Annotated in this window: 14 protein-coding genes; 3 read left to right on the forward strand and 11 right to left on the reverse strand. The window is 46.5% G+C overall.

The genetic code is table 11. The annotated features are described in order from the left end of the window. Nucleotides 1-19 precede the first annotated feature (19 nt). On the reverse strand, nt 20-241 hold the full coding sequence (locus FEN17_RS11830; RefSeq protein ID WP_171037907.1) for a hypothetical protein: 222 nt from the start codon (nt 239-241) through the stop codon (nt 20-22). A 172-nt stretch (nt 242-413) separates the two neighbouring features. On the opposite strand from FEN17_RS11830, the gene FEN17_RS11835 reads away from it, so the two are divergent. From FEN17_RS11835 to gcvP, 3 genes are all read left to right on the forward strand, one after another. Further along, nucleotides 414-1,670: a metallophosphoesterase gene (locus FEN17_RS11835; RefSeq protein WP_138365571.1), complete on the forward strand. Its 1,257-nt coding sequence runs from the start codon at nt 414-416 to the stop codon at nt 1,668-1,670. A 95-nt stretch (nt 1,671-1,765) separates the two neighbouring features. Beyond that, the gene (locus tag FEN17_RS11840; protein WP_229208789.1) at nt 1,766-1,969 is read left to right on the forward strand and encodes a hypothetical protein; all 204 of its coding nucleotides are present in this window, start codon (nt 1,766-1,768) and stop codon (nt 1,967-1,969) included. 132 nt (nt 1,970-2,101) lie between these two features. Beyond that, on the forward strand, nt 2,102-4,996 hold the full coding sequence (gcvP, locus tag FEN17_RS11845) for an aminomethyl-transferring glycine dehydrogenase (RefSeq protein WP_138365573.1): 2,895 nt from the start codon (nt 2,102-2,104) through the stop codon (nt 4,994-4,996). Between the two features lie 73 nt (nt 4,997-5,069). Here the strand turns inward: gcvP and FEN17_RS11850 are convergent, their stop codons facing one another. The 10 genes from FEN17_RS11850 to FEN17_RS11895 form a co-directional block, all read right to left on the reverse strand. Further along, complete coding sequence (locus tag FEN17_RS11850) at nt 5,070-5,588, reverse strand: NADH-quinone oxidoreductase subunit J family protein (protein WP_138365574.1); 519 nt, start codon at nt 5,586-5,588, stop codon at nt 5,070-5,072. Nucleotides 5,589-5,618: 30 nt separating this feature from the next. After that, on the reverse strand, nt 5,619-6,212 hold the full coding sequence (locus FEN17_RS11855; RefSeq protein ID WP_138365575.1) for a NuoI/complex I 23 kDa subunit family protein: 594 nt from the start codon (nt 6,210-6,212) through the stop codon (nt 5,619-5,621). An 8-nt stretch (nt 6,213-6,220) separates the two neighbouring features. Next, nucleotides 6,221-7,300, reverse strand: coding sequence for an NADH-quinone oxidoreductase subunit NuoH (nuoH, locus tag FEN17_RS11860; RefSeq protein WP_138365576.1), 1,080 nt, complete (start codon nt 7,298-7,300; stop codon nt 6,221-6,223). A gap of 37 nt (nt 7,301-7,337) precedes the next feature. Further along, nucleotides 7,338-8,453, reverse strand: a complete 1,116-nt coding sequence (locus FEN17_RS11865) for an NADH-quinone oxidoreductase subunit G (protein ID WP_138365577.1) — start codon at nt 8,451-8,453, stop codon at nt 7,338-7,340. A gap of 11 nt (nt 8,454-8,464) precedes the next feature. Next, on the reverse strand, nt 8,465-9,916 hold the full coding sequence (locus FEN17_RS11870; RefSeq protein ID WP_171037908.1) for an ArnT family glycosyltransferase: 1,452 nt from the start codon (nt 9,914-9,916) through the stop codon (nt 8,465-8,467). Between the two features lie 65 nt (nt 9,917-9,981). After that, the gene (gene nuoF, locus FEN17_RS11875) at nt 9,982-11,322 is read right to left on the reverse strand and encodes an NADH-quinone oxidoreductase subunit NuoF (RefSeq protein ID WP_138365579.1); all 1,341 of its coding nucleotides are present in this window, start codon (nt 11,320-11,322) and stop codon (nt 9,982-9,984) included. Nucleotides 11,323-11,351: 29 nt separating this feature from the next. Further along, nucleotides 11,352-11,849, reverse strand: coding sequence for an NADH-quinone oxidoreductase subunit NuoE family protein (locus FEN17_RS11880; protein ID WP_138365580.1), 498 nt, complete (start codon nt 11,847-11,849; stop codon nt 11,352-11,354). A gap of 26 nt (nt 11,850-11,875) precedes the next feature. Beyond that, the gene (nuoD, locus tag FEN17_RS11885) at nt 11,876-13,102 is read right to left on the reverse strand and encodes an NADH dehydrogenase (quinone) subunit D (protein WP_138365581.1); all 1,227 of its coding nucleotides are present in this window, start codon (nt 13,100-13,102) and stop codon (nt 11,876-11,878) included. Nucleotides 13,103-13,119: 17 nt separating this feature from the next. Next, the gene (locus FEN17_RS11890; RefSeq protein WP_138365582.1) at nt 13,120-13,620 is read right to left on the reverse strand and encodes an NADH-quinone oxidoreductase subunit C; all 501 of its coding nucleotides are present in this window, start codon (nt 13,618-13,620) and stop codon (nt 13,120-13,122) included. A 6-nt stretch (nt 13,621-13,626) separates the two neighbouring features. Beyond that, the gene (locus tag FEN17_RS11895) at nt 13,627-14,169 is read right to left on the reverse strand and encodes an NADH-quinone oxidoreductase subunit B (protein ID WP_138365583.1); all 543 of its coding nucleotides are present in this window, start codon (nt 14,167-14,169) and stop codon (nt 13,627-13,629) included. Nucleotides 14,170-14,172: the final 3 nt, after the last annotated feature.

The following is a 14,172-nucleotide window of genomic DNA, read 5'->3' on the forward strand; positions in this document are numbered from 1 at the left end:
GATTTTGTAGTCCAAAATCTTAGTTAGGACCGTTTAGCCCGCTCACAGATTCATAATCTGATTTTATTCTTCCTACTTCCGTGGTCAGGAATTTTTGCAGCTCTTCATTGAAAATCACTTTTTCATCCTCAGGCAAAGAAGCGTATAAATCTTTCAACTCCTGATTGATCTGCGCCCGCTCTTCGGCCGAGGCTGCGTTCATGGAGCGAATGTGGAATCTTTTAAAATCAAACTTTGACATTGCGGGATCATTAATGAGCTCCAAAATTACCGAAAACCGTTCGGCTCTGAAAATTTGCCACTGGCCTTCACATTTCTGGCCGCCGTCGAATTATCAAATATTCCGTTTGCGAGACCGAACGAGAAGATAATGACCGATGTTTATCGGAAATACTTCAATTTGATTTTTCACAATGTCCAGAAACATAGTTTTATTGTTATTAACATTCGTACTGATTGCGATTGACTGGTACGTATGGCAGGGCCTCCGTTTCGCAACCAGGAATCTAGCCCCGGTCACGCAGCGCTGGATCGGGGGCGCTTACTGGGGTTTTACTTTTCTGACCCTGCTTTCTTACATTGCCATGCAGCTTTTGCCGCCCGATTATTTCAAAAGTACTACGAGAACATTCCTCTTTGCTTTCATCGCAATCCCTTATCTCTCAAAAGTTTTGGCAGTATTTATTCTTCTGATAGATGACGTACGCCGCTTTTTTCAATGGTTGGTAAGCCTCGTTTTTCCTTCGGCCGCAGTTATTTCTCCTGAAACTGGTGAACCGACCATTCCACGCTCTCAATTTCTGGCTACTACCGCAGTGACGGCGGGTGCAGCTTTGATGGGCACATTTGCTTATGGCATCATTTCCGGCGCGCACGATTATAGGATCAGGCGGGTGAGAGTACCTTTGAAAAATCTGCCAAGACAATTTCACGGAATGAAAATCGCGCAGCTTTCAGACATTCACTCAGGTAGTTTTTTTAATAAAACAGCGGTGAAAGGCGGCGTGGAAATGTTGCTGAGAGAGAAACCGGATATTGCATTTTTTACCGGTGACCTGGTCAATGACCGCGCGATTGAGGTGAAGGATTACATGAATATTTTCGATAAGGTGCGGGCGCCGCTGGGCGTGCATTCTGTTTTGGGAAACCATGATTACGGTGACTATTTTCAGTGGCCAAGTGTGGATGCCAAAACCAGGAACCTTTCGGATCTGAGGACGGCGCATCACATGCTGGGCTGGAATTTGATGCTGGACGAAAACCGGCCGATTACGGTTGACGGCGAATCGATTGGATTAATTGGTATCCAGAACTGGGGCGCGGGTAATTTTGCCAAATACGGAAACCTCGAAAAGGCTTACCAGAATACGGATGAGTATCCGGTGAAAATTTTACTTTCCCATGATCCCAGCCACTGGCAGGCGCAGGTTTTACCCAAATATAAGGACATTGATCTCGCGCTGGCGGGTCATACCCATGGAATGCAGTTTGGCGTGGAAATAGGTAAGGTGAAGTGGAGCCCGGTGCAGTACCGCTACAAGGAGTGGGCGGGTTTGTATGAAGAAAATGAACAATTCTTATATGTGAACCGCGGATTCGGGTATCTCGGATATCCTGGCCGGGTTGGAATTTTACCGGAAATCACGATCCTGGAATTGGTAAAGGCCTGAGAATTATCGAAATTGTATGACCGTTGAATTAATATACAGGATTGTGGTACGGCTGCGTTGAATAAGTGTCCTGTTTTTCCAAAACAATGTTGATTATGAGAAAAATTGCTCCCTGGCTTCTGCTGCTCACGCTAACCTGCGGGTTTTCGGGCATAGAAACTGTCAATGCAAAACCGGCATCCACGAAAATGGAAATGTTTGGTAAAAAGAAAAAATACAAGGGTTACAAGAAACCGCGGTCTAAAAAGATCCTGGGCATATTCAAGCGAAAAACCGATTGTGGCTGTCCAAACCACTAGGAACATTCCGACTTCATTTTTTGTACATATTCAAGAGTAGGCAAGAACGGTCATTTCAAAAGATCTGGTTGGTTTTGCTTACTTTTGTATTTTAAAACAACCACATTAACGGCATTGCAAGCTAAACGTTGAATGAAAGTTAATCTTCGAAATCAGGATAAATTTGAAAGCCGCCATCACGGCAAGGATGAGCAGGAATTGCAGGAAATGTTGAGCACGATAGGGGCCGCTTCCCTGGATGAGTTGATAGACCAGACATTGCCCGCTGCAATCCGCCTGGAAAGAGCGCTGAATTTACCGAGACCAAAATCGGAACAAGAGTTTTTGCAGGGCATTAAAAGAATTGCTTCAAAAAATGCGGTGCTGAAATCATACATTGGTACAGGTTATTATGACACGATAACGCCGAATGTAATTCTGAGAAATATCCTCGAAAATCCGGCCTGGTACACGGCATATACACCTTATCAGGCAGAGATTGCACAGGGCAGGCTTGAAATGCTGCTGAATTTCCAGACGGTGGTGACTGACCTGACTGGGATGGAGATTGCGAATGCTTCTCTGCTGGACGAAGCTACTGCGGCAGCGGAGGCGATGACGATGCTGCATAGTTTGAGACCGTCGGCCAAGAAAAAGGCTCAAACGTTTTTCGTTTCTGAACTTTGTCACCCGCAAACCATCGACCTTATCCGTACCCGCGCAAAGCCTATCGGCATTGAGGTGATTGTGGGTAACCACGCCACTTTTGACCTGACCAGCGAAAACCTCTACGGTGTGCTGGTTCAATATCCGGCTACAAATGGTGAAGTGATCGATTATACCGATTTCATTGCGGCTGCACATGATTTGAATGTTACTGTCGCTGTGGCTGCCGATTTGCTGGCATTAGCATTGTTGAAATCGCCGGGCGAAATGGGGGCTGATGTTGTGGTCGGTTCTTCCCAGCGTTTTGGTGTTCCCATGGGGTATGGTGGCCCGCATGCGGCTTATTTTGCTACAAAAGATTCTTATAAGCGCAGTTTGCCCGGACGTATTATCGGCGTATCGGTGGATGGAGAGGGTAACCGGGCTTTGAGAATGGCCTTGCAAACCCGCGAGCAGCATATCCGTCGTGAAAAAGCGACTTCCAACATTTGTACCGCGCAGGTTTTGCTGGCTGTGATTGCCGGAGCTTATTCGGTTTATCATGGGCCGGAGGGAATTAAATCTATTGCTTCGCGCGTCCACGGGCTGGCTTGCCTTTTTGTTGATACGATCAGGAAATTCAACTATGACGTTGTTACCGAAAACTTTTTCGATACAGTAACCATCAAAACGCCGCTCACCAGAAAAATCAGGGAGCAGGCTTTGAAATGGGGTATTAACCTGAAATATAATAAAGACGATAGCGTCACGGTAGCATTTGACGAGGGTAAAACTTTCGATGATGTCATTTCATTGTTGAATGTTTTTGCAGAAACGTCGGGCTTCCAGGGGGAAATGGTGATCGAGGAAGAATATGAATTTGCTTTTCCTGAAAACCTGGAAAGAAAAAGTGCATACCTGACCCACCCGGTTTTCAATACGCATCATACCGAGCACGAAATGCTGCGTTATTTGAAATCTTTGGAAAACAAAGATTTGTCGCTGGTACACTCGATGATTTCTTTGGGCAGCTGCACGATGAAATTGAATGCAACTGCTGAAATGATCCCGCTAACCTGGCCGGAATTTGGCAGCATTCACCCTTTTGCACCGACCAATCAGGTAGGAGGTTACGCCCAGCTTGTGAGTGAATTGAATACCTGGCTTTGTGAAATTACCGGTTTTGCTGCGATGTCATTCCAGCCAAATTCCGGCGCTCAGGGCGAATATGCCGGTTTGATGGCGATCCGCGCTTACCATGAAAGCAGGGACGAGGCGCATCGTAATGTTGCTTTGATTCCTTCGTCGGCACATGGTACAAACCCAGCATCCGCAGTGATGGCGGGCATGAAGGTAGTAGTTACCAAATGTGACGAAAGAGGTAACATTGATGTAGAAGACCTGAAAGCAAAAGCAGAGCAATACCGCGACGATCTTTCCTGCCTGATGGTCACTTATCCTTCCACCCACGGGGTGTATGAGGAAAGTATCATTGAAATTTGTGAAATGATTCACGCACACGGCGGCCAGGTGTATATGGACGGTGCAAATATGAATGCGCAGGTTGGTCTGACCAGCCCCGCGAGCATCGGTGCAGATGTTTGCCATTTGAATCTACATAAAACATTCTGTATCCCTCATGGCGGCGGCGGACCTGGTGTCGGACCAATCGGAGTAGCGGAACATTTGATGCCTTTCCTTCCTGGTCACGTCAATTTCAGCGTACAGCCTGATCATTTGCCGGCAGGCGAGGCGGGTGCGGTATCCGCGGCACCTTACGGCAGTGCGAGTATCCTGACAATCTCATACGCATACATTGCGATGATGGGCGGTGAGGGACTGACGAATGCAACCAAATACGCGATCCTGAATGCTAATTATATTAAGGAGCGTCTGAGCGGACATTACGACGTACTTTATACAGGTACCAATGGTCGTTGCGCACATGAAATGATCCTGGATTGCCGCTCGTTTAAATCAGTAGGGGTAGAGGCTGAGGATCTGGCGAAGCGCTTGATGGACTACGGTTTCCACGCACCAACATTGTCATTCCCGGTGGCAGGTACATTGATGATCGAGCCTACCGAATCGGAGTCGAAAGCTGAGCTGGACAGGTTCTGCGATGCGATGATTTCTATCCGGAAGGAAATTAAGGAGATAGAAGAAGGTGTTGCGGATCGTGCGGATAATGTTTTGAAAAACGCGCCGCATACTTCCCGCGTATTGCTCAACGAAGGCTGGAACAGATCTTACAGCCGCGAAAAAGCAGCATTCCCACTTCCATACCTGCGCTTTAATAAATTCTGGCCAAGCGTAAGTCGGGTCGATAGCGCCTACGGAGACAGAAACCTGATCTGTTCTTGTATCCCGGTAGAAGCTTACACCGAAGTTGACAGCGAGTAAACAGAGATTTGATACAACACAAAAAAGGGAGATACTGAAAAGTACCTCCCTTTTTACTGGAATGTTTTGAAGCTTAAAAGTGTCTTTCTCCGATTTCTCTTTTACCCAACATGACTGCGCCAACCATCGCTACAAGCAGCAAAATGGATGCAAGCTCAAAAGGCAACAGGTAATCCCTGAAAAGTAAATGTCCCAGGTTTTCAATCATACCCACCTGTGAGTCAAATGTTTGCGGATCGTATGAAGGAATAATCGTTTTACGGTACGCGCCGAAAAGGATCACAAATACAGTCCCGCCAACTATCGTAGCAGCTACTTTGGTAAGATTGGTTTTCGATTCTTCATGGTCTTGTTTCATATTTAAAAACATGATCACGAAGAGGAAAAGCACCATAATAGCACCCGCGTAAACGATAATATTGACAGCGGCCAGGAACTGTGCATTCAATAAAATATAATGTCCCGAAAGTGTAAAAAACGTCAGGATCAGATACAGTACGCTATGAATAGGGTTGCGCGAAACAACCACCATGACCGCACTAAGGATGGTCAGAAACGAGAGGAAATAAAAAAAAGATACAGCTGAATTCATGGTTGTTATAACTACTGAAAGTCTTGGTGATCAGGGAATTGCTCTTGGGACAACATTGGTAGCTTCGCCGCTGGCTCTTTTTGCGTCCAGTGCGCGGGCCTCTTCTTTGGTCCAGGCTTCCCGGGTATACCTGTTATTCATGTCTTCTACCAAAAGATCTTTACCCCAGATCACCTGATCGCGTTCTGTGAATACAGGGATAAATTCGTCGTGACGGAGGTATACCGCTTGTTTCGGGCAGGCTTCTTCGCACAATCCGCAGAAGATACATCTCAGCATGTTCACCTCGTAAACCGCCGCATATTTCTCCTCGCGATATAAATTCTCTTCCCCTTTTTCTCTTTCTGCCGCTACCATTTGAATAGCTTCCGCCGGGCAGGCCACAGCGCATAAGCCGCAAGCCGTGCAGCGCTCCCGACCATCTTCATCCCTTTTCAGAATGTGGCGGCCACGGAAGACAGGCCCGAGATAGCGTTTCACCTCAGGATATTCAATGGTCACTTTTTTTGCGAAAAAGTGTTTGATGGTAATCGCCAGACCCGTCGCAATGGCAGGTATGTATGCACGTTCCATCAACGTCATTTCTTTATTGCTGACTTGCTTAGAGCGATTGGTCAATTGCATAGCCGAAATTAGTTTAACCAGGCAGTGATGGCAGGTTTCAGGAAAAGCACCGCCGCGCCAGTAATAATAATGTTAAAAATAGCCAGAGGGATTAACTTTTTCCAGCCAAGGTTCATCAACTGATCGTAGCGGAAACGTGGGATTGTCCAGCGAACCCACATATAAAAGAAGATGAAGAACAAAGCTTTGCCAAAAAATACCGCAGTACCGATCAATGTAGCAATGTTATGGCCGGTTTCAGGTCCCATCGCTTTTATAAGCTGGGCGTAAACCCAATCCATACCCGGGTAGTTATATCCGCCAAAATACAAAACTGAAATGATCGCCGAGGATACAAACATGTTGATATACTCCGCGAAAAGGTAAAAACCAAGTTTCATACTTCCGTATTCTGTATGATAGCCACCTACGAGCTCCGTTTCACATTCAGGAAGGTCGAAAGGTACCCTGTTACATTCAGCAAATGAGCAGGTGATGAAAATGATAAAGCCCAGCGGCTGATAAAAAATATTCCAGTTGCCGCCATGCTGCTGTGAGACGATTTCACCCAGTGAAAGCGAGCTGCTCATCATCAGAATCGCGATTAATGATAGCCCCATCGCAACTTCATAACTAATGTTCTGTGAAGCCGCGCGGATAGCGCCGAGCAGAGAGAATTTGTTGTTGGAAGCCCAGCCACCGACCATGATCCCATAAACACCCAGCGCCACGACGCCAAAAACGTACAGGATACCAATGTTGGACTCGACACCTTGCAAAACCACTTCGTGACCGTCAAAACGGAAAGTACTGCCGAAAGGTATTACCGCGCTGGCCAGCAATGCTGTTAACATCGCCAAACTCGGCCCGGCGATAAAAAGCCATTTATTGGCCAAAGCAGGAATAAAATCTTCTTTAAAAAACATCTTACCCGCATCAGCAAGTGGTTGCAGCAAACCGCCCCAGCCTGCACGGTTCGGGCCCTGCCGGTCCTGGATAAAACCTGCCACCTTGCGCTCAGCCCAGGTAGAGTACATCGCGATGACCAGTGTCAGGACAAAAACAACGAATATCGTTGCGGTCTTGATCAGAAATTCGGTTAAATCCATTTTTTAAAATCTATTAGATAATGCGTTGAATGCAGGATCAATTGTTTTTCGCCAGCAAAGAACGGTGGTTTGCTTTATCGTTGTTTTCAATGCTCTGGTGACGGATCGTTTCTTCGTCGGTCACATATTCACGGCGATCATCGATCGGTTTGAATTGCGATGCGGCCAGTTTCAGAGAGAAATCAGGTTTTTTGACCAGATCAGCACGGTACTTGTTTGCAGAAATAACGGAGCTGCGTTTTACCTTGGTAGGACCTTCCAAGACCCAGTCAGTGGTTTTTTTCTTGTCAAAACGGCAGGTGTTGCAGATAAAATCATTAACCTCGCCCCAGGTATTTTTGCGGGCAGTTACGCGGATCACTTCTTCGCCGCGGTACCAAAGCGTCACCTTTCCACTGCATTTATCACAGTCACGGTGTGCATCTTCCGGTTTGGTAAACCAGACCCTGTTTTTGAAACGGAATGTTTTGTCGGTCAAAGCGCCTACCGGGCAAACGTCGATCACATTTCCGGAGAAATCATTATCAATCGCTTTTTCAATGTACGTGCTGATTTCGGACGCATCCCCGCGGTTCATGACACCATGCACACGCTTGTTGGTGATCTGGTCGGCTGTGTACACGCAGCGGTAGCAAAGAATGCAGCGCGTCATGTGCAACTGGATGAAAGGCCCGATGTCGATTTTATCGAAAGTCCGGCGGTCTTCCTCGTAGCGTGTTTTTACAGATCCATGCTCAAATGCGAAATCCTGCAAGTGACATTCTCCTGCCTGGTCGCAGATAGGACAGTCGAGCGGGTGATTGATCAGCAGAAATTCGACAATACTCTTGCGGGTATCCAGTACGCCCTGGTTTGTGGTATTTTCAACCACCATACCTTCCTGAACCTGCGTAATGCACGAAGGCACCAGCTTGGGCATCGGACGCGGATCTTTCGCGGATCCCTGGGCCACTTTTACAAGACAAGCCCGACATTTTCCACCCGAAGTAGGCAGCGGCTTGTAGTAGCACATTGCGGGAGGAACCAGGCCCGACTGGCTTGGATCAGCTTCGGCGATTTTTCTTGCCGCCTGCATGATCGTCGTACCAGGCTCGACTTCCACTTCGATGCCGTCGAATGTGATTTTTACTAATTGAGGTTTTACTTCTTCCATGCCAAATAATATCAATTATTAGCTTCGTAAATGTCAAACGAGCCTATGGTTGAACTGTATCTTAATGATTGCCCGAAATCAAAATCAAAAATGTTGACAGGCTTCGTGCCTTTATTCGCTATCACATATTTGATCTGCTTGTTAACGGCCATGCTTTTGAATTTATCGTACCGAAATGTCCCATTTTTATCAGCCAGGAAAACCAGGTCGGGAAAAGGTATCAATATATTTTTTACTAAAAACTGATTTAAAAAATAACCTCTGAAATTCTCCCCTGGACAAACATATACCCAGTCGCCATCCTGCAATTTTTTCTCTGAATAAAGATAGTTGGCAACATCACGCTCTTCAATATAAATGCCTTCAAAATTCATATAGTTACCTGCCTTGTACTTCATGTGCACGAAAAGCGGGCAGTAAAAGAATGCGACCAGCAGGTAAAGGGACAAACCGGCTTTCAGAAAAACATTATTGAAAAGAGGCTTATTATAAGTTTCGCAAATGAATAATGTGATCTGCAAAACCGAAACCATCAGATAATCCTGGTAATAGCCCACTCCCGCGCCAATTTTGAATGCTGCCATCGTCGAGAAGACGAGGAACATGAAACTGGCTAACGTCAGGAATAGATAAAATGGAGATGATTTTCGATAAATGATATAGGCGCTAACCAATGCATTTGCCACAAGCAGCGGTGCAAATTGAAGCAGCCAATGTTGTAACGTCCAGTCGTAGAACCAGTTCCAGCTCGCAGAGTTAGCTACGCCACCGATAATGTTGGTAAAGAAGAGTGCAACATTATTAACTGGTAAAATCAGGAGGTACAGTCCAAAAACAGCAAAGCCGAATAATGTCAGCTTGGCCAATGTTTTCCACTGTCTGTTTAAAATCCAGAAAAGCCCGGGAGTGATGGACAAAATCGCGCCGCTTTGTTTTACAAAAAAGGCAGAAACAGAAATGAAAATGACGAGAAACCACCAGTTATCATTTGCGCGGTCTTTTAATGCAAGATATGCGGCCCAGAGATAAAAAGATATCAGCAAAACAAGCAGACTATCCGGGCGGGATATGGTTAAAAACCAGGAACTTAAAATCTGATATAAAAATAGGGCAGAGAGAAAACCCGCAATTTTCTTTTTTGTAATATTAAAAACCAGCAGACCTATAACCGAGACCGCCAGCAAAGAAAAAATATTGGAAAGAAAGCGGCTTGCAAGATAAATGTAATGCACATCTACGGCTGACCAGTTGACCAGCTTACAGCAAAATGCGACGATGACAAAATAAAGCGGCGTGTATTGTGTGAGGCGAAACGGTGCTGATTCGGGATCGAGATAAATGTCGCGGTCGGCCGTCAAAAGCTGGATTGGCGCAATAGTGCTGCCTTCACTGCCTGAAATGTCAGGGTGATACCCAAGAGAAGCCTGGATTTTGACGGCAACGAGTACTAATGAGCTAATCAATCCAAAAATGAGCGCTAACGTTAAACAGTTTTCTTTAAGCCAAACCAATATTTTGTTTACCCCCATTATACCAGCGCCATTTCTCCCTGATACACTGCACCGGGGCGTGTAGCTTCCTGCGGGTGCGTAATGTGCCAGACAAATTCGTCGCGGAAGTGGCGGATTGCGCTGGCAACTGGCCAGGCTGCCGCGTCACCCAGCGGGCAAATGGTATTTCCTTCAATTTTTTTCGAGATATCTACCAGCAAATCCACATCGTGCATGCTGCCGTGACCGTGTTCAATCCGGTGCAGGATTTTCTCCATCCAGCCGGTACCTTCACGGCAAGGGCTGCATTGGCCGCAAGATTCGTGGTGATAAAAACGGGAGAAATTCCAGGTATTTCTTACGATACAGGCAGTTTCATCAAAAACAATAAAACCACCTGAGCCGAGCATAGTACCGGTTGCAAAACCACCATCGGAAAGCGATTCGTAGCTCATCAACCGATCTTCGCCATTGGCCGTTTTCATGATCAGGTGCGCAGGCAAAATGGGTACCGAAGAACCGCCGGCAACCAGCGCTTTCAAATGATGACCTTTTCTAACGCCGCCGCAGTATTCGTCGGAATTCAAAAATTCTTCCACACTTACACCCAGCTCGATTTCATAAACGCCCGGCTTATTAATGTGACCGGAAGCTGAAATGAGCTTCGTACCGGTACTTCTTCCAATTCCTATTTTTGCATATTCCTCGCCGCCATTGTTGATGATCCAAGACATATTTGCGATGGATTCAACATTATTAACAACCGTCGGGCTTTGGTACAAACCTTTCACAGCAGGGAAGGGAGGCTTGTTTCTTGGGTTACCTCGTTTGCCTTCAAGTGATTCCAAAAGCGCAGTTTCTTCACCGCAGATATAAGCACCACCGCCTGGCTGAACAACCAGTTCAAGATCATACCCGGTACCCAGAATATTTTTACCTAAAAATCCCTGCGCTTTGGCTTCTTCAATGGCTTGTTCAAGAATGCGAACCACGTAAAGCAACTCGCCGCGCACGTAGATGAAAGATTTATTAGCGCCCAATGCGAAGCTGGAAATGATCATTCCCTCGATCAGCAAATGCGGGATCGATTTCATTAAATGATGGTCTTTGAATGTCCCCGGCTCCGATTCGTCGGCATTGCAGACGAGGTAGCGGGGTACACCTTCTGGTTTCGCCAGAAAGCCCCATTTCATTCCCATCGGAAACCCGGCGCCGCCTCTTCCGCGAACACCCGATTTTTTAGCCTCTTCCACCACTTCTTCGGGTGTCATGGTTTTCAATGCCTTTTCAACGGCAGTGTAGCCCCCCTGTTTCCGGTAGACGTCGAAGGTTTCGATTCCAGGGACGTTGATATGCTCCGTTAATATTTTTCTAGCCATTTGAGGATAATATTGGCGGCCTTGACGGCTTATTTACTTAAATCTTCAATGATTTCGTCGACCTTCTCATTAGTGAGGTTCATGTAATATTTCTCACGAATCTGGAAAACCGGCCCCCAGCCGCAAGCGGCCAGACATTCAACTTCTTTCAATGTGAACAGTCCGTCAGCCGTAGTTTCACCCGCGCCGACGCCCAGTTTTTGTTTCAGATAACCATATACATCTTCTCCGCCCATCAGGCAGCAAGGTCCTGTACGGCAGTATTCTATCACATGCTTACCCACCGGATCAAGGTGGTACATGGTGTAAAAACTGGCAACTTCGTATACTTCAACAGGCTGAATGCTCAGGATTGCTGCAACATAATCCATCACTTCGCTGCTCAGCCAGCCCCACTGTTCCTGGGCCACGTGCAAAACAGGCAACAGAGCCGATTTTTGGCGGCCCTGCGGATAACGTGCAATAATTTCGTTTACTTTTTCAAGCCGTTCTGGGGTGAACGCTACCAGATTTGGTGATTCCGTCATTTCTTAGATATGATCTATAAAATAAGCTATGCGTCAAGCTCGCCTGCGATAACATTCAGGCTACTCATCGTTAAAATGGCATCAGATAATGTGCTTCCCTTGCACATTTCGGGATAGGCCTGATAATAAATAAAGCTTGGTCTGCGGAAGTGCAGGCGATAAGGAGCCCGGCCGCCATCGCTGATCAGGTAAAAGCCCAATTCACCATTTCCGCCTTCTACAGCGTGATACACTTCACCGATCGGCGCATCAATTTCTCCCATCACAATTTTGAAATGGTAAATCAATGCTTCCATGTTGCGGTAAACCTCTTGTTTCGGAGGTAAGTAATATTCCGGTGCATCAGCGTAATACGGACCTTCCGGTAAATTATTGATCGCCTGCTCTACTATCTTCAAACTCTGCCACATTTCCTCATTACGGACCATGTACCGATCGTATGTATCGCCATTTTGTCCGACAGGAATAATGAAATCAAAATCTTCGTAAGAAGAATATGGGTTCATCACCCGTACATCGTAATCCAATCCGGCTGCACGCAGGTTAGGCCCAGTAAAACCGTAAGAAAGTGCTCGTTCCAGTGAAATAGAACCCACATTAATCGTCCGGTCCATGAAGATCCGGTTACGGTTGAGCAGTTTTTCAAGCTCTTTCAGTACCGGTGGAAAAGATTTAATGAACTCGTGGATTTTACGGATAGCGGTATTAGAAAGATCCCTTTCCATGCCACCGAGACGTCCCATATTCGTGGTAAGTCTGGCGCCGCACATTTCCTCGTAAATTTCGTAGACTTCCTCTCTTTTTTGCATTACGTACAAAAAGCCCGTAAATGCGCCGGTATCTACGCCGAGGATACTATTACAAATGATGTGGTCGGTGATACGCGCAAGCTCCATCATGATCACGCGGATGTACTGCGCGCGTTTTGGAACTTCCACTCCCAGGAGTTTTTCAACCGTCATGTGCCATCCCAGGTTATTGATCGGGGAGGAGCAGTAATTCATGCGGTCGGTCAGGGTCGTGATCTGATAAAATGGCCGTCTTTCAGCAATTTTTTCAAAAGCACGGTGTATATATCCGATGGTTTGTTCGCCTGAAACGATTTTTTCCCCATCCATTTTCAGGATGTTCTGGAAAATACCGTGGGTGGCAGGGTGTGTAGGGCCGAGATTGAGGGTGGTCAGTTCTTCAACCAGTTCGGGTAACTCGGCCTGCGAGGGAACATTATGCGGTAATAATTCAATATCTGCCATTGTTACTCAATATAAGATCATCGGCCAAAAAGTGCGTCAATTTTGTCTTCACGTGTGGCATCTTCCATTGCATACTCTTTACGCATCGGGAAGTAATCCATCTCTTCAATATTCAGGATGCGGATCAGATTAGGGTGACCGTCAAACAGGATACCGAAAAAATCAAAGGTCTCGCGCTCCATCCAGTTGGCACTTGCAAAAAGTCCGGTAGCAGTAGGAATGTGCAAATCCGCCTCAGAAAGCGACACTTTTATCCTGATCCGGAAATTATGGATGAAGCTGTGCATGTGGTACACCACCATAAATTCTTTTCCCGGTACATCGGGGAAGTGGATTCCGGTGAGGTCAGTCAGGAAAATGACCTGGTAGGTTTTATGGTCGCGCAGAAATTCCATCAAAGAAAGAATTTCTTCCCGCGTGGTCGAAAGTGTAAGAAGCCCGAAAGGTTCTTCAAAATCAAAAACCTGATCGCCAAATTTCTCTAAAAGCGCCTCGGCGACTTCCTGATTTGTTAGCATAATGGGTTACTGAATATTATATGATGCTAATAATTCCTGATACTCATCGGTATTTCTGCGGCGCAATTTTTCATTTTGTGCCAGATACTGAACTTGCATCAGACCGTCGATGATTTGCTCAGGTCTTGGCGGGCAGCCTGGTACATACACGTCAACCGGGATAATTCTGTCGATTCCCTGCAAAACGCTGTAAGTATCAAAAATACCACCACTGGATGCACAGGCACCTACTGCCATTACCCAGCGGGGCTCAGCCATTTGCAGGTATACCTGTTTTACAACAGGCGCCATTTTTTTCGCGATGGTTCCCATCACCATCAGCAGATCAGCCTGGCGCGGGGAAAAGCTCGGGCGTTCAGAGCCAAAGCGGGAAATATCATAATGCGCACCCATTGTTGCCATAAATTCGATACCGCAACAAGAAGTGGCAAAAGGCAGCGGCCACAATGAATAACTGCGGGCCAGGCCTATCGCTTCGTCAAATGAAGTTGCAAAAAAACCAGATCCGCTATGCCCTTTCGGGGCCTCCACAATCGTTACTTCTTTCATAAT

It is taken from the genome of Dyadobacter luticola, from assembly GCF_005860805.1.
In the GTDB taxonomy this organism is placed as follows: Bacteria; Bacteroidota; Bacteroidia; order Cytophagales; family Spirosomataceae; genus Dyadobacter; species Dyadobacter luticola.